The sequence below is a fragment of the Clostridioides sp. ES-S-0006-03 genome (assembly GCF_020662275.1).
GTDB lineage: Bacteria > Bacillota > Clostridia > Peptostreptococcales > Peptostreptococcaceae > Clostridioides.
The window spans coordinates 241,755-267,295 of sequence record NZ_JADGMM010000003.1 but is presented as its reverse complement, the minus strand read 5'-3'; the positions used below and the strand labels follow the sequence as shown (position 1 = coordinate 267,295).

27 protein-coding genes are annotated in these 25,541 nt (G+C 28.9%); 17 read left to right on the top strand and 10 right to left on the bottom strand.

Features of this window, described 5'->3' with window-relative positions; translation table 11 throughout:
- Positions 1-142 precede the first annotated feature (142 nt).
- From IR151_RS05650 to IR151_RS05630, 5 genes are all read left to right on the top strand, one after another.
- Complete coding sequence (locus IR151_RS05650) at positions 143-1,444, top strand: DnaB-like helicase C-terminal domain-containing protein (protein ID WP_227433542.1); 1,302 nt, start codon at positions 143-145, stop codon at positions 1,442-1,444.
- A gap of 66 nt (positions 1,445-1,510) precedes the next feature.
- A complete protein-coding gene (locus IR151_RS05645) occupies positions 1,511-1,786 on the top strand; it encodes a Mor transcription activator family protein (RefSeq protein ID WP_227433541.1) in 276 nt (91 codons plus the stop codon).
- Between the two features lie 250 nt (positions 1,787-2,036).
- Complete coding sequence (locus IR151_RS05640; RefSeq protein ID WP_227433540.1) at positions 2,037-2,267, top strand: 4Fe-4S dicluster-binding protein; 231 nt, start codon at positions 2,037-2,039, stop codon at positions 2,265-2,267.
- The gene (locus IR151_RS05635) at positions 2,260-2,841 is read left to right on the top strand and encodes a 4Fe-4S binding protein (protein ID WP_227433539.1); all 582 of its coding nucleotides are present in this window, start codon (positions 2,260-2,262) and stop codon (positions 2,839-2,841) included. Before IR151_RS05640 ends, IR151_RS05635 begins: the two co-directional genes overlap by 8 nt.
- 356 nt (positions 2,842-3,197) lie before the next feature.
- Positions 3,198-3,347 (top strand): type I toxin-antitoxin system toxin, encoded by a 150-nt coding sequence (locus tag IR151_RS05630; RefSeq protein WP_227433538.1) that lies wholly within the window; start codon positions 3,198-3,200, stop codon positions 3,345-3,347.
- Positions 3,348-3,548: 201 nt separating this feature from the next.
- Here the strand turns inward: IR151_RS05630 and IR151_RS05625 are convergent, their stop codons facing one another.
- Genes IR151_RS05625 through IR151_RS05610 form a run of 4 tightly spaced genes read right to left on the bottom strand, consistent with a single transcriptional unit; the run spans position 3,549 to position 6,589 of the window.
- On the bottom strand, positions 3,549-4,145 hold the full coding sequence (locus IR151_RS05625; RefSeq protein WP_227433537.1) for an ATP-binding cassette domain-containing protein: 597 nt from the start codon (positions 4,143-4,145) through the stop codon (positions 3,549-3,551).
- Complete coding sequence (locus IR151_RS05620) at positions 4,146-4,913, bottom strand: ABC transporter permease subunit (protein WP_227433536.1); 768 nt, start codon at positions 4,911-4,913, stop codon at positions 4,146-4,148.
- A complete protein-coding gene (locus tag IR151_RS05615) occupies positions 4,882-5,889 on the bottom strand; it encodes an ABC transporter substrate-binding protein (RefSeq protein ID WP_227433535.1) in 1,008 nt (335 codons plus the stop codon). The genes IR151_RS05620 and IR151_RS05615 overlap by 32 nt, the downstream gene beginning before the upstream one ends.
- 49 nt (positions 5,890-5,938) lie before the next feature.
- The gene (locus tag IR151_RS05610; protein WP_227433534.1) at positions 5,939-6,589 is read right to left on the bottom strand and encodes a Crp/Fnr family transcriptional regulator; all 651 of its coding nucleotides are present in this window, start codon (positions 6,587-6,589) and stop codon (positions 5,939-5,941) included.
- A 190-nt stretch (positions 6,590-6,779) separates the two neighbouring features.
- Here IR151_RS05610 and IR151_RS05605 point away from each other — a divergent pair, with 190 nt between their 5' ends.
- The 4 genes from IR151_RS05605 to IR151_RS05590 all read left to right on the top strand — a co-directional run bounded on the left by IR151_RS05605 (position 6,780) and on the right by IR151_RS05590 (position 11,831).
- Entirely contained in the window at positions 6,780-7,472 is a 693-nt protein-coding gene (locus IR151_RS05605; protein ID WP_227433533.1) for a GTP-binding protein, read from the top strand.
- Positions 7,472-8,227 carry an ATP-binding cassette domain-containing protein gene (locus IR151_RS05600; protein WP_227433532.1) on the top strand — a complete coding sequence of 252 codons (756 nt, stop codon included), beginning with the start codon at positions 7,472-7,474 and terminating at the stop codon, positions 8,225-8,227. Before IR151_RS05605 ends, IR151_RS05600 begins: the two co-directional genes overlap by 1 nt.
- A complete protein-coding gene (locus IR151_RS05595) occupies positions 8,214-9,128 on the top strand; it encodes a hypothetical protein (protein ID WP_227433531.1) in 915 nt (304 codons plus the stop codon). The genes IR151_RS05600 and IR151_RS05595 overlap by 14 nt, the downstream gene beginning before the upstream one ends.
- An 813-nt stretch (positions 9,129-9,941) precedes the next feature.
- Positions 9,942-11,831, top strand: a complete 1,890-nt coding sequence (locus IR151_RS05590) for a sigma 54-interacting transcriptional regulator (RefSeq protein WP_227433530.1) — start codon at positions 9,942-9,944, stop codon at positions 11,829-11,831.
- Between the two features lie 126 nt (positions 11,832-11,957).
- Here IR151_RS05590 and IR151_RS05585 read toward each other — a convergent pair whose 3' ends face one another.
- From IR151_RS05585 to IR151_RS05560, 6 genes are all read right to left on the bottom strand, one after another.
- Positions 11,958-12,656, bottom strand: a complete 699-nt coding sequence (locus tag IR151_RS05585; RefSeq protein WP_227433529.1) for an RraA family protein — start codon at positions 12,654-12,656, stop codon at positions 11,958-11,960.
- A gap of 33 nt (positions 12,657-12,689) precedes the next feature.
- Complete coding sequence (locus IR151_RS05580; protein WP_227433528.1) at positions 12,690-13,673, bottom strand: hydroxyacid dehydrogenase; 984 nt, start codon at positions 13,671-13,673, stop codon at positions 12,690-12,692.
- Positions 13,674-13,687: 14 nt separating this feature from the next.
- Positions 13,688-14,827, bottom strand: a complete 1,140-nt coding sequence (locus IR151_RS05575) for an amidohydrolase family protein (protein WP_227433527.1) — start codon at positions 14,825-14,827, stop codon at positions 13,688-13,690.
- Between the two features lie 36 nt (positions 14,828-14,863).
- Complete coding sequence (locus IR151_RS05570; RefSeq protein ID WP_227433526.1) at positions 14,864-16,276, bottom strand: DASS family sodium-coupled anion symporter; 1,413 nt, start codon at positions 16,274-16,276, stop codon at positions 14,864-14,866.
- A gap of 650 nt (positions 16,277-16,926) precedes the next feature.
- Positions 16,927-17,604 (bottom strand): Crp/Fnr family transcriptional regulator, encoded by a 678-nt coding sequence (locus IR151_RS05565; protein WP_227433525.1) that lies wholly within the window; start codon positions 17,602-17,604, stop codon positions 16,927-16,929.
- A gap of 361 nt (positions 17,605-17,965) precedes the next feature.
- On the bottom strand, positions 17,966-19,336 hold the full coding sequence (locus tag IR151_RS05560) for an MATE family efflux transporter (RefSeq protein WP_227433524.1): 1,371 nt from the start codon (positions 19,334-19,336) through the stop codon (positions 17,966-17,968).
- Between the two features lie 124 nt (positions 19,337-19,460).
- Here IR151_RS05560 and IR151_RS05555 point away from each other — a divergent pair, with 124 nt between their 5' ends.
- From IR151_RS05555 to IR151_RS05520, 8 genes are all read left to right on the top strand, one after another.
- Complete coding sequence (locus IR151_RS05555; protein ID WP_227433523.1) at positions 19,461-19,997, top strand: PadR family transcriptional regulator; 537 nt, start codon at positions 19,461-19,463, stop codon at positions 19,995-19,997.
- 103 nt (positions 19,998-20,100) lie between these two features.
- Positions 20,101-20,310 carry a DNA alkylation repair protein gene (locus tag IR151_RS05550; protein WP_227433522.1) on the top strand — a complete coding sequence of 70 codons (210 nt, stop codon included), beginning with the start codon at positions 20,101-20,103 and terminating at the stop codon, positions 20,308-20,310.
- Positions 20,303-21,229 (top strand): SPL family radical SAM protein, encoded by a 927-nt coding sequence (locus IR151_RS05545; RefSeq protein ID WP_413927304.1) that lies wholly within the window; start codon positions 20,303-20,305, stop codon positions 21,227-21,229. The genes IR151_RS05550 and IR151_RS05545 overlap by 8 nt, the downstream gene beginning before the upstream one ends.
- A gap of 234 nt (positions 21,230-21,463) precedes the next feature.
- The gene (locus IR151_RS05540; RefSeq protein WP_227433521.1) at positions 21,464-21,907 is read left to right on the top strand and encodes a GNAT family N-acetyltransferase; all 444 of its coding nucleotides are present in this window, start codon (positions 21,464-21,466) and stop codon (positions 21,905-21,907) included.
- Between the two features lie 396 nt (positions 21,908-22,303).
- Entirely contained in the window at positions 22,304-23,086 is a 783-nt protein-coding gene (locus IR151_RS05535) for a helix-turn-helix domain-containing protein (protein WP_227433520.1), read from the top strand.
- 447 nt (positions 23,087-23,533) lie between these two features.
- Complete coding sequence (locus tag IR151_RS05530) at positions 23,534-24,142, top strand: class I SAM-dependent methyltransferase (RefSeq protein ID WP_227433519.1); 609 nt, start codon at positions 23,534-23,536, stop codon at positions 24,140-24,142.
- Between the two features lie 242 nt (positions 24,143-24,384).
- A complete protein-coding gene (locus tag IR151_RS20380; protein WP_413927120.1) occupies positions 24,385-24,606 on the top strand; it encodes an MATE family efflux transporter in 222 nt (73 codons plus the stop codon).
- Positions 24,607-24,948: 342 nt separating this feature from the next.
- On the top strand, positions 24,949-25,254 hold the full coding sequence (locus IR151_RS05520) for a hypothetical protein (protein WP_227433518.1): 306 nt from the start codon (positions 24,949-24,951) through the stop codon (positions 25,252-25,254).
- The last annotated feature ends 287 nt before the right edge of the window (positions 25,255-25,541 follow it).

Below are 25,541 nucleotides of genomic sequence, written 5' to 3'. Positions count from 1 at the left end.
CATTTCTAACTAGTAATATATTTATATCTTTTATAATTAAAAGTATATTTCTAACTGACAATATCGTTGAAATCTAATATAAAAATAAAAGACTTAATAATATTAAAATATAAAACTTAAGAGGAAAGCGAGATTAATTTATATGGTTAAATCAAAAGCTGTTGAAATAGAGCAGGCTATTTTAGGCACAATTATTTTAGACAATAAATTAAACTACAAACTAGATGACTTAAATGAAAATATGTTTATGAACTCTACATGCATTGAAATATTTAAAATCATGAAAGAACTTAGAAAAGAAAATATAATAATTGATGTAGCAACTGTAAAATCAAAGATAGATGAGAAATCTTTAGCAATTAAAATGAGTAGTTTAACTAGTGTAATTACATGGGGTCAAACTTTTGGTATTGATGGTTATATAAAAATTTTAAAAGAAAACTTAGCAAGAAGAAGCATAAATCAAAATTGTCAAAGACTCTTGGAAGGCATAAACTTTGGAGAAAATATTGATACTTGCATCTATAAATTTGAAAATAATATAAGAAAAATCTTGGACAAAGATACTTATGAAAATGATGATGTACATAGCATAGCAGAAAAAGTCCTTGATTTTTTAGAAAGTAAAAAGGATGTTGGATTTAAGTTTGGGATAAGTTTGCTTGATTCGACTATAGGAGGTCTTTTTAAAGGAGAGCTAACGACAATAGCAGCTAAATCAGGGGTTGGAAAGACTGCTTTAGCTCTTCAAATAATGTTAAATTCGGCCAAGCAAGGGAAAAAGACTCTATTTATAAGTAGAGAAATGACAAGTGAGCAAGTGTTTATGAGAAATATATGCAAGATAACAGGAGTAAGTACAAGAAATATGAAATCTAAAGAGATAAGTGAAAGTGATTGGAAACTAATTGTAAATGCAATAGGAGATTTACGTGAGAATAACTTAATTTATATAAATGACAAGATAGACACAATCAGTGCAATTAGAAAGAGGATAAGGCAAATAAAGCCAGACTTATTAATTGTTGATTATGTGCAACTTCTTACATCTCAAAAAAGTATGGAAAAAAGAGAAAGAGAAGTAGCCACTTTTTCTAGAGAATTAAAAAGTATGACTTTGGATTTTGATATACCAATAATTCAGTTAAGTCAATTAAATGATGAAATGAAAGATTTTAGACCTTATGGAGATAGACCTATGAGGGATAGTAAAGCCATCTACCACGATAGCAACAATGTGGTTTATATACATCAATTAAAAGGGAGTGATTATGAAGAAGCAGTAAAAGATATAAGAGAAAGTGAGGAATTAGTTAGAGAAGCAGAGTACAGGGGAATTAAGATTGTTGATTTAATAGTTGCGAAGTGTAGGGATGGACAGACTAGGCATAAGCATTTTTGTTACTATGGGGATAGGTTGCATTTTCAAGAACTAAATTATTAGAGTAATGAGATAGCCATAACAAGCTTATTGAAAGTCGAAAAATAATATAAAATATGAGGTGAAAAGATGTTAGAATTAGAGGAAATCATAGAATTGCTTGAAGAACACAATATAGAAGTGAGTATTCCAAAGGAGTTACATAAGTATAATTTATTGGAGTATCTGAAATTGTGTCAACAAAGTGGGGGAACATATTTTTATATTAAGACAGTGGAGGGTGCTTTAAAAGAGGCTAGAAATGAGCTTATGATTAAATTGTTTAATGGAAAAAATTATATGGAATTAGCTAGAATGTTTGATATGAGTGTTATTAATGTCAGGTACATTGTTAGAAAAAAATAGATATATTGTGGATAAGGTAAGTGTGATGTGTATAAAGTTACGACTATAATTAAGTTTAAACTGTGAATAATAGAGTAAGAATGTGTATAAAGTTATGATTATTTGAACAACTCAATGTCGTTTATTTACTTAAAATCCTTCTACAATTAGAGTATAATTTCTAATCTCGATATCTTATGTGATTAAGTCACAGATAAAAAGTAAATATATTGTTATAATTCTTATAGATTAATAATACAGGGAGGTTATTATGTCTAATAAAAAAAAGAAGTATGCAAATATTTTAGAAAATGAGTGTGTAGCCTGTGGTAGCTGTATAAAAGTCTGTCCAAGGAGAGCTATCTCAGTACCATATGGTATTAGTGCAAAAATTGATAGAGACTTATGTGTTGGATGTGGTATTTGTAAGAAGGTATGTCCAGCATCTGTGATTGAGATTATAACAATATTAAAAGAGGAAGAAGGTAAGTGTCATGAATAATAAAAAACACTGGTATGACTATTTATGGATTTTTTCTTCTATATATTTGATATTGGGATTTGTAAATATTATTTTCGCTTGGATTGGGTTAATTTGTTTCTTTGTTCCATTGCTTATTTCTATTATTAAAGGAAATAAAGCGTACTGCAATAAGTATTGTGGAAGAGGACAGCTGTTTAATTTGCTTGGAAATAAATTAAAGTTGTCAAGAAATAAAGATATTCCTAAATTTATTAGAAGTAAGTGGTTTAGATATGGTTTTTTGACATTTTTTATGGTGATGTTCGCTAATATGCTTTTTTCAACTTATCTAGTGTTTGAGGGTAGTAGAAATTTTAAAGAGGTAGTGACTTTGCTTTGGACTATAAAGATGCCTTGGCAATGGGCATATCATGGGACTTTAGTTTCACCTTGGGTGGTACAGTTTGCGTTTGGTTTTTATAGTGTTATGCTTACATCGACTGTTCTTGGATTGATTACGATGATACTATTTAAGCCTCGTTCATGGTGTGTTTATTGTCCTATGGGTACTATGACTCAGATGATATGTAAGGCAAAGAGTAAGTCTATATAGATAGAGTTTATGTGAATATGTAAGGAGTATAGATAGAGTTTGTATAAAATAAACTTGTCTATGCTTCTTTTTTATGTGTAAGGGCATTAATTAAATAGATAAATTAAAAAGAGTAGATACAAGGAATTTAGATAGCAATAATAATTAAATAATAAGATAGAATATAAAGCAATGAAAGAGGCAGAAAGGGAAAGAAAAAGAGGGTGAAGGAGATAGGAAAATAACTATATAATAGGTAAAATATGTAGGAATTATATGTTATAATAGTTTTAGCAAGAAGATGTAATCTACAATTTATAGAGTGGAGTTCATACAAAAGCTTATCCTCCCAACGTATAGAAGGGAGGTGAGTATGTGTGGATAATTTTTTACAAGGTGTACTAGCAAGTTTAGTTGCCAGTTTAATAGTTTACTTAACTGATAAATTGTTTAAAAAAGTAAAAAGCCACTCTGGCAGGAGTGACTTTAGTTTTGAACTAAAGATTAAGTTCAAAAAGAAACACTAATTTACGAACTCCACTCTACTGCAAATAGATTGTAGTTCTTCTTGCTTTTATTATATCACAAATTAGAAAAAATATGTAAAGTACTTGTTTTAATCGCAGGTACTTTTTTATGTAAAAATAAATTTGCATACAGCCTTTTTGGTATACAGAATTAGTAAGTTTGAAATAACATTCATATAAAAACTTTAGTTGACTTTAAAATCAATATATTGAAGGCATTTTAAAGTCAATTATTAACTTTTCATGATTTCTAAAGTATTTTATATCATCCATATCATGAGTAATTATTATAGCACTCTTATTTTCCATCTTTCTTATTACAAAATCCATAACCTTATACTTAGTTTCTGTATCCAGCCCTTTAAATGGCTCATCCATTATAAGCAAGTCAAAATCATATAATAAAGCTCTTAATATTGCAACCCTCCTTTTCATACCACCACTTAATTCCCTTACTCTTTTATTCATACAACCATTTAAGCCCAATACCTCTAAGGCACTTTCAATTTCTGAATTACCCAGATTTTCACATACCAACTTTATATTCAATGACACACTTAGATTTTCACACAAACTATCATCTTGGAATACTGCACTAATCTTTTTATTACTAATACCTACAATTTTTCCGCTATCTGCTTTCTCCAAACCCATTAATATTCTTATCAATGTTGTCTTACCAATACCAGAGGTTCCTGTTATAAATGAGATAGCATTATCTTTAAATACATTATTAAAATTATCTAAAACAACCTTATCATTATATTTTTTACTTAGATTCTCAATTACTATATCCATTTAGTTTATCTCCAATCTTTTTAATAAATAGTCTATTAATGATAAAAATCCCTTTTGAAAGCAAATACTTATTATAATGATAACTATAGTCCATGCAAATAAATCTGGTGTATTTAAGTATACTTTAGCTTTGTATAAGTTTTCACCTATAGAATTAGCAGGCATTCCTATTATCTCTGCTGCTATTCCAGATTTCCAACATAGACCTAAAGAAACACTACATGCTGCTCTTAGATATGGTGCTACCTCAGACAAATATATGTACCTTATTTTTTTTATCTTACTGACTTTAAATACTTTTGCCATATCATTTAACTCTCTAGATATACTATTTATTCCATCTAGGATATTTCTATATACCACTGGCAATACCATCAAGAAGGATATAAAAATAGACAGGTTCTTTGAAGATATCCATATTAGAGATAATATTATGAACGAAGCTACTGGTATAGATTGTATTGTAAGTATTAAGGGTTCAATAAGTATCCTAAAATTTTTTTTATTAGATGCTATTATGGCAGATATTATTCCAATGATAAAGGCTAATATAAATCCTGTTGTTATTTTCAGAAAAGAAAAGAGTATAGATTGCCAAAACTCAAACTTCATAGATAATTCGAATAACCTTTTCAAAGATGAAAAAGGAGATACTAAAAGTATCTCCTGACCAATTATCATACTACTTATTTGCCAAACGATAAGCCAAAAGATTATTGCTAGTATATGAGTTTTACTAATTTTCTTGTGTATAGTAGAAATCTTCACCTGGCATCTTTCCTCCTATTGACTTTGGATTAGCATCATAAAGTACTTGTAAGTATCCACTTAATTTATCTTTCATTGTATTGCCTTCTATAAATGTTATATTACACTTTGGAATTGCTTTTTTTGCTATCTGTGCTGGAACTATTTCATTTTCCTCAATAAGTTTTGAAGCTTCTTCTATATTATTGTTTGTAAAATCAACTGATTTCTTATATTCTTCTAAGAAACTTTTAACCTTTTCTGGATATTTATCAACAAACTCTTTTCGTGCAACAACAACTCCTGTTACTAAAGCACTTTCAGTATTTTTATCTTTATTTAAAGTATCCCATTCTTTTGTCAAATCCAAAGCTACTCTTAAGTTATCACTCTTAGTCAATGCTGTTGTTACAAAAGGTTGGGGAAGTAGTGCTATTCCATTTTTATCGTTTAATAATGCCGCCAAACATTCTGTATGTTCTGATTTGTATTCTATGTTGACATCTTTAGTTGGGTCAATTCCATTTTCTTTCAATATGTAATTCAAAGCATATTCAGGAGTAGAGCCTTTACCACTAGAATAAATAGTTTTGCCTTTTAAATCATTTACATTGTTTATAGAATTTCCATTCTCAATTATGTATAAAACTCCTAAAGTATTAATGGCTAGTGTTTCTATTTCACCATTGCTATTATTATATAAAACAGATGATAGATTTGCGGGAATAGCAGCAATATCTAGTTCTTTATTAACAAGCTTAGGTGTAATTTCGTCAACAGAATTTGCTATTGAAAATTCATAATCTTTTTCTTTCTTATCCTTTTCATCGCCAATCATCTTAACCATTCCCATTCCTGTAGGACCTTTTAGTGCTGTCACCTTTGCAACTACTTTAGTTTCTTCTTTTGTTTGTTTTTCTGGTGGGTTTGATGCACAACCTACCAATGAAATTATTATTAATGATGCCAGTAATAATATTGATAATTTCTTTTTCATAAAACCTTCCTCCTAGTATTTAATTTTATATAGAATCTGTTATTTAAGTTTATATTTCATATAGAATTTGTGTTAACTTTTCTTTATTCAATATTTTTATACACTTTTTACCAAACTCTAAACAATTTTCATTTTGTAATGATTGTAATTCCCTATATAAAGATGCTCGACTTACACTAATCCTTTTACTTAACTCCTCCTTAGAACATTCTAATAGGATAGTGTCATTTTTGCTAGTTTTTTCTAGTAAATATTCAATAACTTTCTTTTTACTAGACTGTATATTTAAAAACTCTATCTTTCTCAGTAAAAATTGTATTTTTCTATTACAATATCTTGAATACTCTAAAGCTACAGAAATGTCCAACTTCATCATATCTATAAAGCATTTTTTTGGATAAAAAACTACATAAACATCACTTTTGCATTTTAGTACAGTATCTAAGGATTCTTCATCAAATATATTAGAAATTCCAAAAACATCTCCTTCCTTTAGAATAGACATGTTAACTTCAGTTCCATCACTCGATATACAATAGATGGATACTTGTCCTGCTTTAACTACACCTACATAATATTCTTTATCAAAAAAATCACTTATAAATTGACCTTTTTTATAACTCTTTGCTTTTATCTTATCTTCTACAATGTATCTTTCAGAAAATAACTTACTATTTATTAGTACTTCCTTCTCATTCAAAGTCATCACCTTTTCTGATAAATATTCACTTTGATTGCAATAATATCACAGTATTTACCAAAATTCAATAATATTGATAATTATTTTCAATCAAGTTTATTTATTAATTGTCTCATCTGATACAATTTTTAGTAGTTTTTAATGCTATCATATCTCTTAACAAAATATGAAAGGAGACTTTACATAAGCCATGAAAACTATATTAATTTCTGGGTCATCCTCTGTAGGGAAGACCGCTTTAATAAAACATTTAATTCCATATCTTAAGTCTAATGGGCTTAACCCTTCAATATGTAAGATAGATTGTCTAGCTACTGATGATGATTTAATATATAAAAAATTGAATATACCTTATATTGTTGGACTTAGTAAAGACATATGTCCAGACCATTTTCTTATATCAAACATAAACGAACTTATACTTTGGGCTAAAAATAAAAGTAGCGATATTTTACTAATAGAAACTGCTGGGCTTTGCAATAGGTGTTCACCTGCAACAAATAAAACACTACACATATGTGTATGTGATTGTACATCTAGCTTTAAGACTCCTCAAAAACTAGGTCCTATGTTAAGTGAAAGTGATGCCATAGTTCTAAGTAAAATAGACATGGTATCACAAGCAGAAAGAGAGATAATATCATTCAATATAAAAAAAATAAATCCTAATTCTAATATATTCTTTATAGATGGATTAGTTGGTTTTGGTGTAGAGCTAATTTCAAACTATATAAACAATGCTAATATTCTAAACAATGACGAACATTTATTGAGACATACAATGCCAAGTGGGGTGTGTTCTTATTGTATTGGAGAATGTAGAATTGGTGATGAATTCCAACAAGGCATAGTTTCTAAAATGAATTTTAGAGGTGAATTTTAATGAAAAGTATAACCATATATCCTGGAAAAAACAAACTTGGTAATACAGAGAACTTTGAATCTCTAACTTTTTATAGAGGTCATATTTATTCCATTGTAGGTAATACTGGTTCTGGTAAAAGCAGGTTAATCAAAGATATAGATCAGTTTGTCAATAAAGATTCTTTGACTAATCGAAAAGTAGTCATTGATAATATGGAAGTTGCTATTGAGGAAAGAAATAAATTTTCTACAAATCTCATTTCTCATCTTAGCCAAAATATGAGGTTTGTTCTTGATTCTACAGTCGAGGAATTTTTAGTTATACATAAAGAATGTAAAAACAATACTTCTGTCTCAATAAAAGAAGTACTAGATGTAGCAAATTCCATAACAGCAGAACCTATTTCCCTATCTCAAGACCTTACATCATTGAGTGGGGGACAGACACGTGCCTTAATGATTGCAGATGTTGCTCTCATTTCAAATAATCCTATTGTTTTGATAGATGAAATAGAGAATGCTGGAATAAATAAAAATGTTGCTTTAGACATCTTATTGAAAAGTGATAAACTGATTTTTATAGTTACTCATGACCCTCATACAGCACTTATAGCAGAGAAGCGTATAATAATGAAAAATGGTTCAATCTTCAAAGTAATCAATAAGACTAACGAAGAAAAAGAAATCTTAGGCAAACTTAAAGATATATATGAATTTCAACTAGAATGTCAATATAAATTAAGAAAAGGAGAGACTCTTCATGAAAAATGTTAGGTTGTATTGGAGCAATATTTGTATACTTCATAAATATGAGAAAAACTATTTAGATAATTTAATTATGTCTTTAAAAGAGAAGGATATTAATTTAGAGGTAACTTATTTTGGTATAGGTTATCCTTACAAACTTAATGAATATTTAAAAAAACCAGACGCTTTAATTCCAGATATTATAGTTTCTACAGATTTAGAAGTGTATGAAGACAAGAATATCTATTCAAGGTTTTCAAGTAACTTATATCCATTATCGAATTATTTCAATATTAAGAGTGAGATTAAATCATCATCTATATATTTTGATGAAAGATTACTTCCATTTTTAGTTATACCATTAGTATTTTCTTATAACCAGAATTACAAGGGTTTGATAGATTCTATAAAAAACGTAATTGACACTGATACAAAAACTGTCATTGGTGGTATAAATAACTCTGGTGCGAAATCTGTTGTTAAAGCCATTTGGAGTAGGTATGGAAAAGAGTATGTAGAGAGATTTTTGTCCAATTCAACTATACTAGATATGCCAATACAATCATTTAATGATGTAAAAAATGGTTCGGATAGATTAGCTATAACTCCTAGTATATATGCAAAGCGTGCTAATAATAAAGATTTATTTATGTCATATCCTGATGACGGGGCTATAGCATTGCCATCTTATATTACTGCAAGTAAATCATTAGACGAAAAGACTATGTTAGAGGTATTAAAATCTCTTGTATCTAAGGAGTTTTGTAATTCTTTTGTGAAGTCTGCATCATTACTATCTTGCATCTATGATACTATAGAGGATAGTCTTATTAAAGATAATCAGCATAAGTTTTTATATCCTTCTAAAAAATGGTTAGATACAGTTACGACTGAAGAATTTTTTGAGGTTTATAATATGTATATATAATATATTTATTTTTACTTATTGTTTGTATGTTATTGTTTGTGACTAATAGTATTTTATATTTATGGATATATATAATTAGGCTAAGTAATCTTATTGAATCATCTTAGAGGAGAATTGTTTCAATGTCTAATGGTACTGTCGATTAATTATAATATTCATAGTCGATATAATTATAATGTGAGTTTTGTTTTTTAACAGAGCAATTATCATATAGATTAGGGGTTCTTAGGAACTCCTTTTCTGTTTTTATATAAAAAAAGAAGAAGATTCAAATTTTTATTTTGAGACATCACCTTTTATCATGGTAAAATGAGAGTATAAGATATTGATACAATACATATATATCGTTATGTGAATAATTTATCAGATATACTAAGTTCCAAGTCATTAAAAATTTACATCAATATAATGAAACTTGTATTTAAAAGTGCTTTTGATTTAAAAATAATAAGAATCCAACTAAAGGAGTAGATTTAGTTAAATCAAAACAAATTTAAAATAAAAATTATGATGAAGAGTAAATAATAAAACTATTAGAAGTATGCAAAGATACTGAATTAGAACTTCACATAAACTTAAATATTAGTCTGGGTATGAGAACATCCAAAATATTACGTCCGTCATGGGAGAATGTAGATTTTGAAAGAAAAACAATTTCAATTGAGAAAATTACTGCAAAAGTAAATAGTAAAGTAATTCTGAGGTGAATATTTTTAAAATCCTGTGAGTAGAAAATTGAGTGTCACTCTGAAGACATTATTTTGTGTGAAAAAATAATATAAAAAATAGACTAACAAAAGGAGGTTTTATGATATGAAAAATGAGATAGTAGTCATTGCTCCCTCTAAGTTATTTTCAGATACTGTATATGAAGTACTTGAAGAATTACATATAAAAATTCCATCATACATTGCTACAGGTAAAGAAACTATAGAACTAGCAGATAACATAATTAACTTAGGCACTAAAGTAATAATTACTCGTGGACAAAATGTTGATTTATTGCGTAAACATGTCTCAATTCCTATAGTGGATGTTGGATACAAATACGAAGATATATTTTATTCATATAAAAAAGCACTTAAGTATTCTTCAAAAATAGGATTTATAGGTTTAGAATCATCATATAAAACTGCTAAACGATTTAAAGAAATCTCCAATTTTGATTTAGAAATACCTAAGTTAAATTCTCTTTCTGAATTTGAAGATACAATAAAAGAATTAATTGATAATGGCACTGAGATTTTCATAGGTGGTAAAACAACAAAAGAAATCACCTCTAAATACAATAAACTCTGTATAGAGACTGAAGTTGAAAAGTCTTCTATTCATGCGTCTATCAATGAAGCAATTCATCTATATAACATAGGAATTGAAAAGAGAATAAATAACTCTATTACAGAAGAAATTCTAGAATGTACACATAGTGGTATAATTGCCATTGATAAAAATCACTCACCACTTTTTATAAATAATCAAGCAAAAAGGTTACTATTTAACCAAGTTGATAAATTTATAAAAGATTATTTAACTTCTGGTGATATTTCAGATTCACTAAAAAATGGGCACTCTCTATGTAACAATATAATTAATTTTAAAGGTTCTTCCCTTACATTTGATTGTTTCCCAATTATAATTGATAGTTTGCATTTTGGATGTGTTGCAACCATACAAGATATCGAAAATATTCAATCAACAGAAAAAGAAATAAGAGAGAGTTTAATTTCAAAATCTCATTGTGCAAAGAACAATTTTAACGATATATTGGGTTCAAGTGATGCATTAATGCACTCGGTAAACATGGCTAAGAAATTTGCTAAATCTAATTCTACAATCATAATTACGGGTGAATCTGGTACTGGAAAAGAAATATTTGCTCAAAGTATTCATAACTATAGCAATAGATTTAATGGACCTTTTGTGGCTATAAACTGTGCAGCTATACCTGAAAATATACTTGAAAGTGAATTATTCGGATATGTAAAGGGAGCTTTTACAGGTGCTAGAAATGAAGGGAAAGCAGGTGTCTTTGAATTGGCACATAATGGGACTATATTTTTAGATGAAATTGGAGAAATTTCTAAAGATGTTCAAGTCAAACTACTTCGAGTATTACAGGAGAGGGAAGTCACTAGAATAGGGGATACTAAAGTTGTACCTATTAATGTAAGAGTTATAACAGCTACTAATAAAGACTTAGTGGAGCAGATTGATAATAATAATTTTAGAGAAGATTTATTTTACAGACTTTGTGTGTTGAAGTTAGATTTACCTCCTCTTAGAGAGCGAAAAGAAGATATCGAACAACTTACATATGCTATTATATCTCATTATAACAAACCAGTGTCAATATCTGATTCTGCACTTAAAATTTTAAGTAGATATGACTTTCCTGGTAATATAAGACAATTAAAAAATATAGTAGAAAGACTAGTAGTTATGTGTGATGATAATTTTATAGATGAGTACTTAGTTTCTGAAATTTTAACTTCTGAGCCACATTTTCGAAAGGATATAAGTTTAACTACTACAATAGATTATTCTCCTATTTTGGAAGAGAATAAAATCGTAGATTATGAAAAAAAATTAATTCTTGAGACGTTAGAGAAAAATAATGGAGTAAAATCTGTTACTGCAAGTCAGTTGGGTATCAGTACTACTACTCTTTGGCGTAAACTTAAAAAGTATCAACTTTCAGATTAAATATTTATTGAATAAAATAAAAGAGGCTGTTACATAACAATTTAGAATCGTTATGTAACAGCACCTGTTATTTTAAAATTTTTATATATAAATATTTTATATACATAGAGTAGAAGTCATTTATTACTAAACTCTGTAAACATCATCTATAATTTGTACACCTTTTTTTTCTAATGTCTCATTTACCCATTCTCTATTTGCAGTTCCTTCAGAAGCCTTTACCACTTTAGCATGGTCTTGTTTAGCATTTGCTTCTGCTTTATCAATAAGGTCTACTGCATCATTTTTAGGGATTACGATTACACCATCTTTGTCTCCTAATATTATATCTCCTGGATTAACAGCAATTCCTCCTATAGATATAGGTACATTCACTTCACCAGGACCTTCTTTATATGGGCCACCTGGAGTAGTTCCTGTAGCATATATTGGACAACTAGACTTTGATATAACATCAATATCTCTTATTGGACCATCTATTACAATTCCTGATACTTTTTTGAAATCTGCAAGATATTTGTACATGATTTCTCCCATGATGGCTTGTGTTCTATCTCCATTATTAGATAGTATTATTACATCGCCTTCTTGAGCTATATTAAGAGCTTGATGAAGCATTAAATTATCTCCTGGTCTTGATTTTACTGTTAACGCAACTCCACACATTTTGTTTTTTGGTGAAGACATTAACTTTATTTCTGAACTTAATGCACTTGACCTATACATACAATCTCCTACATTAGCTGCTGGTAATACACTAAATCTTTTTACAAGTTCTTTATCTGGTAAATCTCTTTTTAAATATACTCTATTTCCTATTGTCATTTTAAGTTCCTCCTAATAAGTGTTTATTGTTTACTAATCATTGTATATCGTTGCATTGTCCCAATCTATTGATTTTACTGGCCAAGTAGGGTTTTTACCTTCAAATACCTCATTAACTCCAATTGCAGAGTGTAAAGAGGCTCTATTAGTAGCTTCTTTAGTTGCTGCTCCTATATGAGGAGATACCACAACATTATCTAAATACAATATAGGGTTTTTAGAATCTACTGGCTCTTGTTGTAATACATCTAAGCCAGCACCTGCTATAATATTATCTCTACATGCTTCATATAAAGCTTGTTCATCTACAACACTTCCTCTTGCTGCATTTATAAAAAATGCTGTTTCTTTCATCATACTAAACTGTTCTTTTCCTATAAAATGTTTAGTGACAGAAGTTGTTGGACAGTGAACAGAAACAAAATCACTTTCTTTATATATTTTGCTTATATCTCTAGTTACTTCTACACCTTGTGGGAAGTCTTTAGATGGTTTATATGGGTCATATGCAACCACTTTCATATTGAATCCATCCATACACATCTTAGCAACTCTTGAACCTATGTTTCCACATCCAATAATTCCTACAGTTTTTCCATCAAGCTCACATTTAGGAGTTCTCAGCTTAGCTTTATAATAGTCATCTATAAAACTTTTTCTTACTTTTGTATAATTTCTAGAGCAGTATAACATATACATTAGTGTTACTTCTGCAACAGAAGTACTATTTGCTACTGGACAATACAATACTTGAACACCAAATTCTTTTGCTGCATCTAAATCTACAGTATCAAATCCTGCTCCATGACGTACTATTACTTTTAAGTTATCAGCAGCTTCAAATACCTCTCTTGTTATTTTAGATAACCTAACTATAATTGCATCAATACCTTTTATATCATTTATTATATCTTTAGTCTCCATGCCTGAACCAGTTATCAGTTCATGTCCTCTACTTTCTAAGTAATCTCTTCCCTCTTGCATTATTTCTTGTGGTAATAATATTTTCCAACCCATTTTTTTCCTCCTAATTAATTTTCATATATGTAATCTGGGGCACAATATACTATAAATCCATTTTTAATTGTCATTTCTGTTTTTAATAATTTATCTGCCTCGAATTTACTACCTTTCCAATCTGTATAAGTTTGTTTAACATCCATAATGTCAAATATTGCTACATCTGCATTTGCACCTTCTGATAGACATCCTATCTGATTTTCCATTTTCATAAGTTTAGCTGGATTTTGTGTTGTCATTTTTACAACATCATATAGACTTATTCCCATACATATGTATCTAGACATAAGATTTGGTAGAGAGAATATAGGTCTTCTAAACATGCTTTCCAATACCAAATCTGTACTACAAATATCAGCTATAAATCCTTGTTCTTTTGCTTTTTGCATGACTTCAAAATCACCATGTTTTCTACCTTCTCCTGTATCAAATATGATTCCTCTTTCTCTTGCTTTCTTTACACATTCGTATAAATTGCCATTTGAGTCGAGGATAGTGTTTTGAACACCTTGATATACATGTTCAAATATATCTCCTGGTCTTAAGATATTTAACACATCCTCTGTAGGAACTGGTAAATTTGTACAATGCACCTCAACAGGGCATCCTATTTTTTCAGCTATTTTAATAGTCTCCTTTAATGGCTCTATTCCTAGACCTTCTACTAAATTTTCACTTAATCTTATTTTTAGACCTAATATATTATCTTTATTTTCATTGTATATTCGTTCTATTTTTTCATGATTGAAATACTTTGGGTCAATACATTCATGATAGCTAGTAGTTACTAATCCCGCTGAACAAACTTGTAAGAAACTTTTTATATTTACTTTACTTCTAGCCACAATTGAAGATTTAAAGAGTTGGTAGTTTGCTACTCCTGCTGAACAATCAATTGCACTAGTAACGCCTGTTGGAAGATATGTGCTATCTGGATATATACCAATTTCAGTTCCATCTGCAAACATATGAGCATGTGCATCAATCAGCCCTGGAAAAACAAATTTACCTCTTGCATCTATTGTGTGTTTTGCCTTATCACCATGTTTATATTCAGTTACTTTTCCATTGTATATAGCAATTGTTTTATTGCCATTTACATTATTTTTAGGGTCTATTACGTGTCCATTTACAATAAGTAAATCTAGCATAATTATTCATCTCCAATATATAAATTTAATGTGTACTTACCATAATCCAATTATTTTCCAGTAAGGTAAGCCTATTACTAAGAATATTGCTAATGCAACCATTACCATGATAGTGCCTACTTTCCAGAAATCTTTTTGAGATACATATCCTGATGCAAAGGCTATAAGACCAGCTCCATTTCCATAATGAGTCAATAAAGCTCCATAACTTGCAAAGAATGCTAGTAATAATGTAACTACCATCGGATTTGCCTTAGTAGATAAAACTATTGCAAATAGTACAGGATAAAAAGATGCTACAAATGCACTGTTTGATACAAAGAAGTATCTAACTGCCAAACTCACTAACAATAGTACTATTGTAACTAATAATCCATTTACATCTGATAGATTTAATACTGTACCTAATTTATCAGCTAACCAAGTGTAAAAACCTGCATCAGCTAATGAGCCAGCAATACCATAAAATGCACCATACCATATAAATATATTCCATGCTCCTTTAGCACCAATAACATCATCCCAATCTAAAATGCCTGCTATAAGGACTAATGCTAAGAATACAAATCCTACTACCTGCATATTTAAGTTTATAAAAGGTATTTTTTCGCCAAACATCCATCCAAGAATTGCAAGAATAAAGAATACAACTAGTATCTTTTCATGTTTTGTAATAGTACCTAATGATTCCAAATCTTTTCTTATCTGTGGTTTAATATCTGTTAAATGAGTTAAACCTGGTTTGTATATCTTATATACTATAAGTGGTGCTACTAGTAAGAATAAACCTGCTGGTACGATTGATGCCATAAACCAAGTTCCCCAAGTTAAGTTAACACCTAACATACTTGCTGCCAAAGAAACTGTTATCGCATTGGTTGCCATACCTGTCAAAAATAATGCTGCTGTTCCTTGAGATACTACATATGTTAATACTGTTAAATATGCACCTAATTTTTTAGGTTCATCATCAGGTTTAGAACCTGCACCTTCTGCTATATTTCTAAATATAGGGTATATAATAGTTGTTCTAGATGAATTTGAACCTGTAGCAGGGCTAAGTATTAAATCACTTATCATCATTAGGTATCCAAGTCCTAAGGTAGAATCTCCTGCTCTTAGCAAAAGGTTGTATGCCATACGTTTTCCTAATCCTGTCTTTACAAAAGCTGTACAGACAATAGTTACAACAACTAAAAACCAAGTCATCTTATCTGAATATCCATGAAGTAGTATTGACTCATCCATAAACATAAGTGCTACACCTACAATGATTAAAGTAATGATTGGTTCTTTAAATGGTTTAATAATAAGACCTGCTAGTAAACCTAGATATAAAGCAACAATATCCCAAGTTTCTTTTTTTAATCCTTGTGGTGCAGGTAAATTCCATATAATTATTGGTATAGCTGCAACAAGTAAGAATTTCATCAACTGTTTTTTATTCATTTTCTTCTCCTTATTTAATTTTAGATTTATACTAAATTATAAAAGCACGAAATATGCCAACTTTTTAGATTAATAATATTTTATTTGTTTTTTTATGTGATTTATTGTAATTTAACTGTTAATCAAATTACTTTGATACAATTTTATTAAAATATTTTTTTCTAGTTTGATAAAATAACATTATATTTCTTTATATTATATTTCAAATAGAAATATAATATTTCAATTTGAAATGCAATATTTCCGATTGAAATATAGTGTTTGAATTGTTAACATAACAATAAAAGATATATATTCTTATATTCTTGATGAAATGGATAGAGAAGTTTCAGGTAAAGTCGCAGGTAAGTTATACTAATCATAAGAGTAAACTTTAAAAAAAATTTAAACTTATTTCATATTACTACTTATTTCATATTACTAATAGAAGTAAAACTAAGCTATTTTATTAGCAAATAAAAGTTCAAATTAAATTTATGAGTATTTATAAAAGTGGAAGGCAATTATATGGAGAATAAGATTAAATTAATGAAGAATCGATAGAATAAAAAAGGGTACTTACATTATGAATAAAAGTGGAAATTTTAAAGAAGAAGTTGAAGAAAGAGATAAAAAGGAGATGATTCAAATTCTTATTTTGAAACATCTCCTTATAATGTTAAAGAACGAAGTCTATCTTTATCCAATACTTTTACACCACCACGAGATAGAGACACAAGACCTTCTCTAGCAAAATATTTCAACATTCTAGACACAACTTCTCTAGCACTTCCCATATACTTAGCAATTTGCTCATGAGTCATATTTATAGTAGTATTATTGTTTTTAGTTATTTCATCAACTAAAAAAGATGCCAAACGCTTATCAAAACTCATAAAAAGGATTTGTTGCATTGCCCACATAACATCAGAAAAACGTTCAGTGGCCAGCTTATATGAGAACAATTCTGCGTGAATATTTTCTGTAGACAATTTTGAGAAAACAGAAGAACTAATTTGTATAATATCGCAATCTGTCTCAGCATCCACATATACATCAAAAGTTATTGTGTTTAGAATGCATGATGCTGATAAGATACATACATCACCATTATCAAGACGGAAAAGTGTCACCTCACGCCCTTCATCTGAAAGTATGTATGTACGTATTGTTCCAGACTTTATAATCAAAATACCAATACAATCACTATCACCACAATGAATTGAGTTTCCTTTTTTAAAGTGGGATATATTGGCTGAAGAGATTAATAAGCTTTTTTGTGAGTCAGTGAGTTTATCCCAAAAAGATAAACTTTGTGTAAGTATATCAATATCGTTTTGTGAAAGCATATAGTGATTCCTTTCCTAAAATAATTATAATCCAATAATACAAGTGAATAGATAAAATAACAAGTAGTTTGTGAAAAAGGATTATTCAATTGTATATTAATAGTATGATTTGTGTAGAAAATATATGTTAATATATATTATTGCCTATTTGTAAGTAGATTAAGTCATATTAAGCATGTAAATTAATGAATTATAATATACATATCTTGTAAGCTGAAAGAGCTGTTTGATAAAGAATTTATCATACAATTCTTTGAGCCTACAAAATGCATGAAATAATTTTATATCTTTTCTGATGGTAGATTTGTATAACTAATATATATATTAGATTTGTATAACTAGGAAATATCTTGAAGTATATTTACTTAGAAGAAATAGAATTTATTTTTAAAGTATGAAGCTCTTTATGTAGTTTTATTGCCATAAAACCTGCGATTATTGCAGCAGCAAAATCAGCCATTGGTTGTGCATATAAAATACCATTTAATCCCCAAAATATAGGAAAAATCAAGATTATAGGAATAAAACATATACCTTGTCTACACATACCCAGTAACCCACCTTCCTTTGCTTTTCCTAGTGCAAGGAATAATGTAGAATATACTGTATAAAAACCAAATAACATAAATGAAAATCCATTTGCTCTAAGAGCCTTACTACCATTTTCAATTAATAACACATCACCACTTGTAAATTGTGAAATTATAGCTGTGGGAAAAAACACCATTACAAGACCAAGTACTACACAAAATAGAGTAGTCCATGCTATAGATGTTTTTATTGCTTGGTGTAATCTATCATAGTTCTTTGAGCCAAAATTATAACCAGCAATTGGTTGGAAGCCTTTTATAAACCCAAATACGATAAGACTTCCCAAAGACATTATTCGTGTTACTGCACCCATTCCAGCTATCACAGAGTCACCATATTTTGTAGCTTCCATATTAGTTAATGTAATAGCGAGACTAGTCAATAACTGGAATATTAAAGTAGGTACACCAATCTTTAAAATTTCTGACATGATTTCATTTGAAAAACAACATTCTTTAATTCTAAAACTAAACATACTTTTCTTGCTAAAAATGTACCTGATATAAACAAGTGTTGAAATCATCTGAGAAAGAGCAGTTGCAATGGAAGCACCTTTTACACCCATGCCAAAGGTATAAATGAATATTGGGTCTAAAACTATATTAAGCAATGCACCTAATAGCATAGCGCACATGGTTGTTTTAGCAGCTCCTTCACTTGTGACAATATTAGTCATAGTGACATTAAATACATTAAAAATAGATGATACGACATAGATACTAGCATAAGACATTGCATAAGGCATAATACTTTTTGTAGCTCCTAATAATTTTAAAACAGGATTGAGAAGAATCATAATGACAATAATAAATAATATACCAACTATTATACTGCTGTAAATAGCTGTACTAGCAACTTTGCCTGCTTTTTCCTTATCTCCATGACCTAGGAGTCTGGCAATGTAGGAAGCAGCTCCATTTCCAAATAATAATCCTAATCCCACAATAATCTGACCTAGTGGAAATGCAACGGATATAGCACCCATTTGACTTGTTCCAAGACCACCTACAAAGTATGCATCTACCAAATTGTACAATGCAGTTATCATCATACCTATCATAGTAGGTAATCCCATAGATAACAAGGCTTTTGGTATTGGGGCAGACCCTAATAATTCAATTTTTTTGTTGCTTTCTTTCATGCTAAACACTCCCTTTCTATTGACATTAGCTCTAAAATATATTACTATAAATTATAGTAATAAAGAAAATGCTACTATAAATTATAGTGTTTGTCAATAGAGAGAAAACGAGAGGAGAATTTTTATGGCAACAATAGATTTAATTGTACTGGGTATAGTAAAGCAACAGCCTCAGAGTGCTTATGATATTCAAAAAGTGGTGGAATATAGAAATATATCACGTTGGGTTAAAATCAGTACACCATCAATTTATAAGAAGGTAATTCAACTAGAAGAAAAAGGTTATATCCAAAGCACAATTGTAAGAGAGGGGAGAATGCCAGAAAAAGCAATTTACTCTTTAACAGAATTGGGTGAAAAACATTTTTTAGACTTAATGTTTGATACAGCTTCAAAGCCAGTAAATATTTTTCTGGATTTCAATGCTGTAATAGTAAATTTATACAGTCTTACACCAGAAAAGCAAAAGTTGTGTCTTAATAGTATTGAAGAAAATATACAAGTATTGAAGTCGTATATAGAGGAAAATATAAACACAAAATCGAATGTACCAGAAACAGGTAAGGCTATTTTAGACCAGCAATTGGTATTAGCTCAAACATTAGAAACATGGGTGAATTCTCTAAAGGCTATTCTAGATGTTGACAGTGAAAGAGGTTAACCTCACTCATCTAAGAGAGATTGCAAAGTAATATAAAGGTCATCATGAATTAGCAATCTCATTGTGGTAAAATGGATATTATGAAGCTAGGATTTTGACTAAAATGATTGATGACCTACTACAAGCAATTAAGAAACAAATTAGAAAATGGTCATCTGAATTTTATTCATTGGATATTTACGACTTATCCTGCCAAAGCTTATTTGAAAATACTCCTTATGTACAGCCACTTATAACAAGATGGACAAAGTGTAATAGTATTTTCTTGAAAAGAGTAGGATTTGTATTGATTACAAGATATCCCAATGGATAACAAAAAATTATATGATGGAATTAGGGATAAGATAATGATTAAAAGCATACCAGCAAAACAAATTTTACAGAAAGTTAAATTTGACAACTCAAGATGGTTTGGGATTGATTATAATATGAATCTCTATCGTGGTTGTCCTCATGGTTGTATTTATTGTGACAGTCGTAGCACAGTATACAACATAGAAAATTTTGACCAAGTGAGATATAAGGAAAATGTGATAGAAACTCTAAAAAAGGAGCTACGTTCAAAGAGAAAAAAAGGAGTTGTTGGTATTGGAGCTATGTCTGACACATACAATCCTTTTGAAAAAGACCTTTGCATTACTCAACAAGCCTTGAATTTAATTTCAGAAAATCATTTTGGAGTATCTATTGATACAAAAAGTAGTTTGGTAGTTAGAGATATACCAATTTTGAAGGAAATAACAAGAAACAATTCTACTATTGTCAAAGTTACTATAACCACTGCAAATGATGAGTTAGCAAAGAAAATCGAGCCTAATGTGAGTCTAAGTTCTGAACGATTTGAAGCAGTAAAACAGCTCAATGATGCTGGAATATTTTGTGGTATATTATTGACACCTTTGATACCATTTTTGACTGACAATGAGAATGAAATAAGAGCAATTGTTGAAAAAGCACATAAGGCTAATGCAAAGTTTATCTATTGTATGTATGGAATGACAATGCGTAATGGTCAGAGAGAATTTTTTTATAAGCATTTAAAGAATATATCACCAAAACTAGTATTTCAGTATCAAAAAACGTATGGCTTAAATTATGTATGTCCTAGCTTGAATGGAAAGAGATGTGAACAAGTGCTAAAAAAAGAATGTGCTCGTTATGGTATTTTGACAGAGATGAAAGATATTATAGAAGCGTATAAGAAATCAGATATGCAATTAAAGTTTTTTTAAGCTATAAGTTGCAATTACTATTTATTCTTCTAAAAATTTATTCGATTATAAATTAAATAGCAAAAAGTAAAAAGTAAAAACTAAAAAACAATAAATACAATGAAATTAGATAGTAATAATTATTCAATGTTTCAATTGTATTATCATTTAGTTAAGTGTATCAAATATGTAAAGGATAGTGAAGTGTATTAAATACATAAAGGAAATATATGTTAAAAGGAAGGGGGGATATATATGATAGAAATAAAAACTATAGATGAAAATAAAAAAGGTCATATTGACCTTTTGTTGCGAGCTGACCCATATGAGGTAATGATTGATAAGTATCTTGATAAAGGCATTATGTATGCTTTATATGATAATGATGAACTTACTTGTATAGCAGTTGTAATTGAAATTTCTAAAGAAACCTGTGAATTAAAAAATATTGCTACATATGAGCATTTTCAAAATAGGGGTTATGCATCAAAGATGATAAATCATATTTTAGATGTTTATAGTGAACAGTATTCATCAATGGTTGTGGGTACAGCTGAAAGTGGAATCCCATTTTATGAGAAATTTGGATTTGTTTATTCACATAAGATTAAAAACTTTTTTATAGATAATTATCCAGAGCCAATTTTTGAAGGGGAATCTCAATGTGTGGATATGCTGTATTTAGAATATAAATTCTAGATGCTAATGAGAAGATAAAGTGTTATATATAAAATAAAGAATTATGATAAAGTAGATAAAGTGTTGCAGAAAGCACGTCTGAAAAGATGTGCTTTTCTATTACTATAAAACAGTATATTAGAGAATAGTTTGCAAAAAACCTATTGTTAATCAAATGGTTATACACTTAATAAAATCATATTTTGATAAATATTACTTTCAAAATATAAAGGAAAGGATTTAGATTTCCATTGATGCTATAATACAAAAAGAGAGGCAAAATTATTACAAAATCATGTTTTAGCAACAAATTACATGAGTGCAACTTAAAGTTGACAATGTGCATTTCTTAAAATATAGAATTTAACAGTATAGTTTGATAATATTTGAATATCAAATCACAGGAGGTAATAATATATGAATTTTGGTGAAAAATTATTTAAGTTAAGAAAAGAAAAAGGATTATCACAGGAAGCACTTGCAGAACAAGTTGGAACAACAAGACAGGCGGTTAGTAAGTGGGAAAACAATCAGGGATTTCCAGAAACAGAAAAACTTTTACTACTATCAAATATTTTTGAAGTATCAACTGATTTTTTATTAAAAGATGAGAAATCAATAAAAGGAGCAAATGAAAAGGGATATTATGTAAGCAAGGAAGTGGCAAGGGGTTATCTCATCAATGAGAAAAGAGAATGCAAATATTTGGGGTTAGGTTTTTTGTTTTGGGCATTAGCAGGTATTCCTTATGTAATGTTTCCAACTCATACAAGTTGGCGTATTTTGGGAATTGCAGTTTGTGTTGCTTTAGGTATTGGTGCTGTTATACTTGGAATGTTTGCAGAACAAGAAGATTATAAAATCTTGAGAAAAGAGCCACTGTTATTTGATTATGAGTTTTTGAAAGAATTATCAAAGGAATATATTTCAATCAAGAAAAAATATAAGTTAGTTGCTATCCCAAGTACATTTTTGTTTGTGGTTGGTATTCTTATTATCGCAGTAACAGTTAGAGGGTACATTGAATGGGCAGAATATCATTTACTTGTATTTTTGGGATTGGCAGTTGGTATTTTTGGTTTCGTACAATCCATTGGGATTATGGATGCATATGAGCTGTTGGTAAAAAACGAACAGTATTGTGACCGATTTATCTTTAAAGTAAAGAGAAAATTAAAGAATAAAATTGATAGGTTCTAAAAGTAAATTTTTAAAGGTAGGAGCTAGTTAGGGCAAGGTATTAATTGTGAAATTTACAGAGACAGGATAAAAGGTCACGATAAAACAGCAAAATGTATGATAAGTATGAGTAATTATTATGATACTTTATTTTAGTATTATTTTATAAAAGTTAGAAGAAAGAAAAAATATTAAAAGGTCAAATTGACCAAATAAAAATAATATATATAGCATAATTTAAGAAAAATGTGAATGATGGAACTTAAACATAATACACATAGTATAATTTAAGAATCGTATGCATAATATAACTTAATCATAATACACATAGTATAAATTGAATGTTAATATAACTATAGAGAACTTAATATAGTTATATTAACATTAGTAGTGAATGAATATCATTCATTGACATAAAGAATTACCCATGATATACTGTGAACAATACAAGAAAGGAGGAGTTTAGATATGACAAATATAAAAGAAAAATCAAGAAAAACATTTAATAATCAAGCAGATACCTATGACCAAGATATAAAGGGACAACATGCAAGAAATCTTTATCCAGTTTTACTTAAAACACTTTCAGATATTTCATATGATACTATTTTAGATTTAGGGTGTGGGACAGGAGCAGTATTGCAAGCTATTTTAAATGAAGATTGTAGGAAAAAGGCTTATGGAATTGATATTTCTGAGAATATGCTAAATATAGCAAAAAATAAACTAAAAGGGAATGCTACCTTAGTTTTAGGAGATTCAGAGTATTTGCCATTTGAAAATGAATTTTTTGATGTTGTATATTGTAATGATTCTTTTCATCATTATCCTAAACCAGATAAGGTATTGTCAGAGGTATGTAGGGTATTAAAGCCAGAAGGAACCCTAATAATTTGTGACTGCTGGCAACCATTTTTATTTAGACATATAATGAATATTTTTATGAAGTACAATAAAGATGGAGATGTAAAAATGTACTCAGAAAAAGAAATATGTAAATTGTTAGCTGTAGATTTTAGAAACATTGTGTGGAAGAGCGTGAATCATACTTCATATATTGTGACCAGCATAAAATAAGAAAGTATAAAAGAAAAACACATAGAGAAAAACATATAAAGAAAATTACATAAAATAAAACATAAAACATAAAAAAATACATAAAAAATAAAACATATGATACTTTATAATTTTGTAAATTTTTAACTCAAACCTGTTTAAATCTCAGGTATTTTTTAAAATTAATTAATGAATGAAATTCATTCATAAAAAGAAGGACACATGAGTACAAAAATGGATTTTATCACAGAGGACACAAAGAAATGTCTAATAAGATGTCTTTGCCATTAATAGTAGCTATGTTTTTAAACATGGCATACAATCTAGTAGATAGTATATGGATTGGTAATTTATTAGGAGAGACTGCTATGGCAGTACTTACAACTTCCACGCCAATTATTTTAACTCTGACATCTATAGCTATTGGGGCTACAAATGGTATATCTATTTTACTTTCGCAAGCAATTGGGGGCAAAAGAGCATAAAAAAGCAGAAAGTTTGATTTCTACTTCGTTTTTGGTATCAATAATATTTTCATTGATTATTACTGGAGTTATTGAGCTATTGTTACCATCCATCTTAAAAATATTGGTCAAGTTATAATAGAAGATGGTTATGCTAAACCTGTTTAATTTATAAAACTATAAAGGTTAGATTAATATTTATATAAAAATTGAGATGATTTTAATATAAAAGATATATTTAAATAGAATATAAAATTATTTTTAACTAATACTTCCAAAAATGTTCAATTGAATATATAATGTAATTATAAAAGCAAGCTATTTTTATAGTAGTGGTTAATTCTCTAATAAGGAGGGTGTAAAATGGCTAGTATGATTATGGAAGTTGTAGGAGTATTGTTTATAGTAATTGGATTAATTTTGACATTTGTTGAGATAAAAGGAAACTTCCCTTCTTTTTATGGTTTTGGTCAGAATGCTATAGGTAAAAATGCTATAGGAATTATAGCAGCAGGAATAGCATTAGTTTTCTTTAGAAATGGTATAGACAGCATAGATTCTATAGCTACTTATGGTATATTTTTAGCGATAGAGCTTGTTGTAATCTCTGCATATTTCTTAATAAGAAGAAAATTTTGTAGAGAAGATAAAAATTTAAGAGTTAACTAATAAAGTTGTCTACTATAAAATTAGAAAATTCAAAAAATAAATAAAATATTGCTTTTAAGTATTTAAAGTTCAAGAAACTATATTCTATATAAAAACAGAATGTGGTTTCTTTTTTTAGTGCAATAGCTTTAATAAAATTCTAATTGTAGAACAGGGTATAAAAGAAGGGGTCTTTCGTTATAAAAATGTGGCTTTAGATACTAAGTTCTTGGTGTTTGGTATCACTTAGGTTATAACTAAGTAATGTATTTTATTAAAAAGCATACAATAATAATATTTTATATCAA

Bases quoted from the DNA above. Each gene is read 5' to 3' on its own strand.
- IR151_RS05585 (WP_227433529.1), bottom strand. From the start codon at position 12,656: ATGACAATAGGAAATAGAGTATATTTAAAAAGAGATTTACCAGATAAA.
- IR151_RS05575 (WP_227433527.1), bottom strand. From the start codon at position 14,827: ATGCTAGATTTACTTATTGTAAATGGACACGTAATAGACCCTAAAAAT.
- IR151_RS05565 (WP_227433525.1), bottom strand. From the start codon at position 17,604: ATGCTTTCACAAAACGATATTGATATACTTACACAAAGTTTATCTTTT.
- IR151_RS05600 (WP_227433532.1), top strand. From the start codon at position 7,472: ATGAAAAGTATAACCATATATCCTGGAAAAAACAAACTTGGTAATACA.
- IR151_RS05580 (WP_227433528.1), bottom strand. From the start codon at position 13,673: ATGGGTTGGAAAATATTATTACCACAAGAAATAATGCAAGAGGGAAGA.
- IR151_RS05550 (WP_227433522.1), top strand. From the start codon at position 20,101: ATGATTGATGACCTACTACAAGCAATTAAGAAACAAATTAGAAAATGG.
- IR151_RS05540 (WP_227433521.1), top strand. From the start codon at position 21,464: ATGATAGAAATAAAAACTATAGATGAAAATAAAAAAGGTCATATTGAC.
- IR151_RS05635 (WP_227433539.1), top strand. From the start codon at position 2,260: ATGAATAATAAAAAACACTGGTATGACTATTTATGGATTTTTTCTTCT.
- IR151_RS05520 (WP_227433518.1), top strand. From the start codon at position 24,949: ATGGCTAGTATGATTATGGAAGTTGTAGGAGTATTGTTTATAGTAATT.
- IR151_RS05555 (WP_227433523.1), top strand. From the start codon at position 19,461: ATGGCAACAATAGATTTAATTGTACTGGGTATAGTAAAGCAACAGCCT.
- IR151_RS05605 (WP_227433533.1), top strand. From the start codon at position 6,780: ATGAAAACTATATTAATTTCTGGGTCATCCTCTGTAGGGAAGACCGCT.
- IR151_RS05535 (WP_227433520.1), top strand. From the start codon at position 22,304: ATGAATTTTGGTGAAAAATTATTTAAGTTAAGAAAAGAAAAAGGATTA.
- IR151_RS05615 (WP_227433535.1), bottom strand. From the start codon at position 5,889: ATGAAAAAGAAATTATCAATATTATTACTGGCATCATTAATAATAATT.
- IR151_RS05570 (WP_227433526.1), bottom strand. From the start codon at position 16,276: ATGAATAAAAAACAGTTGATGAAATTCTTACTTGTTGCAGCTATACCA.
- IR151_RS05590 (WP_227433530.1), top strand. From the start codon at position 9,942: ATGAAAAATGAGATAGTAGTCATTGCTCCCTCTAAGTTATTTTCAGAT.
- IR151_RS05650 (WP_227433542.1), top strand. From the start codon at position 143: ATGGTTAAATCAAAAGCTGTTGAAATAGAGCAGGCTATTTTAGGCACA.
- IR151_RS05625 (WP_227433537.1), bottom strand. From the start codon at position 4,145: ATGGATATAGTAATTGAGAATCTAAGTAAAAAATATAATGATAAGGTT.
- IR151_RS05640 (WP_227433540.1), top strand. From the start codon at position 2,037: ATGTCTAATAAAAAAAAGAAGTATGCAAATATTTTAGAAAATGAGTGT.
- IR151_RS05545 (WP_413927304.1), top strand. From the start codon at position 20,303: ATGGATAACAAAAAATTATATGATGGAATTAGGGATAAGATAATGATT.
- IR151_RS05595 (WP_227433531.1), top strand. From the start codon at position 8,214: ATGAAAAATGTTAGGTTGTATTGGAGCAATATTTGTATACTTCATAAA.
- IR151_RS05530 (WP_227433519.1), top strand. From the start codon at position 23,534: ATGACAAATATAAAAGAAAAATCAAGAAAAACATTTAATAATCAAGCA.
- IR151_RS05560 (WP_227433524.1), bottom strand. From the start codon at position 19,336: ATGAAAGAAAGCAACAAAAAAATTGAATTATTAGGGTCTGCCCCAATA.
- IR151_RS05645 (WP_227433541.1), top strand. From the start codon at position 1,511: ATGTTAGAATTAGAGGAAATCATAGAATTGCTTGAAGAACACAATATA.
- IR151_RS20380 (WP_413927120.1), top strand. From the start codon at position 24,385: ATGTCTAATAAGATGTCTTTGCCATTAATAGTAGCTATGTTTTTAAAC.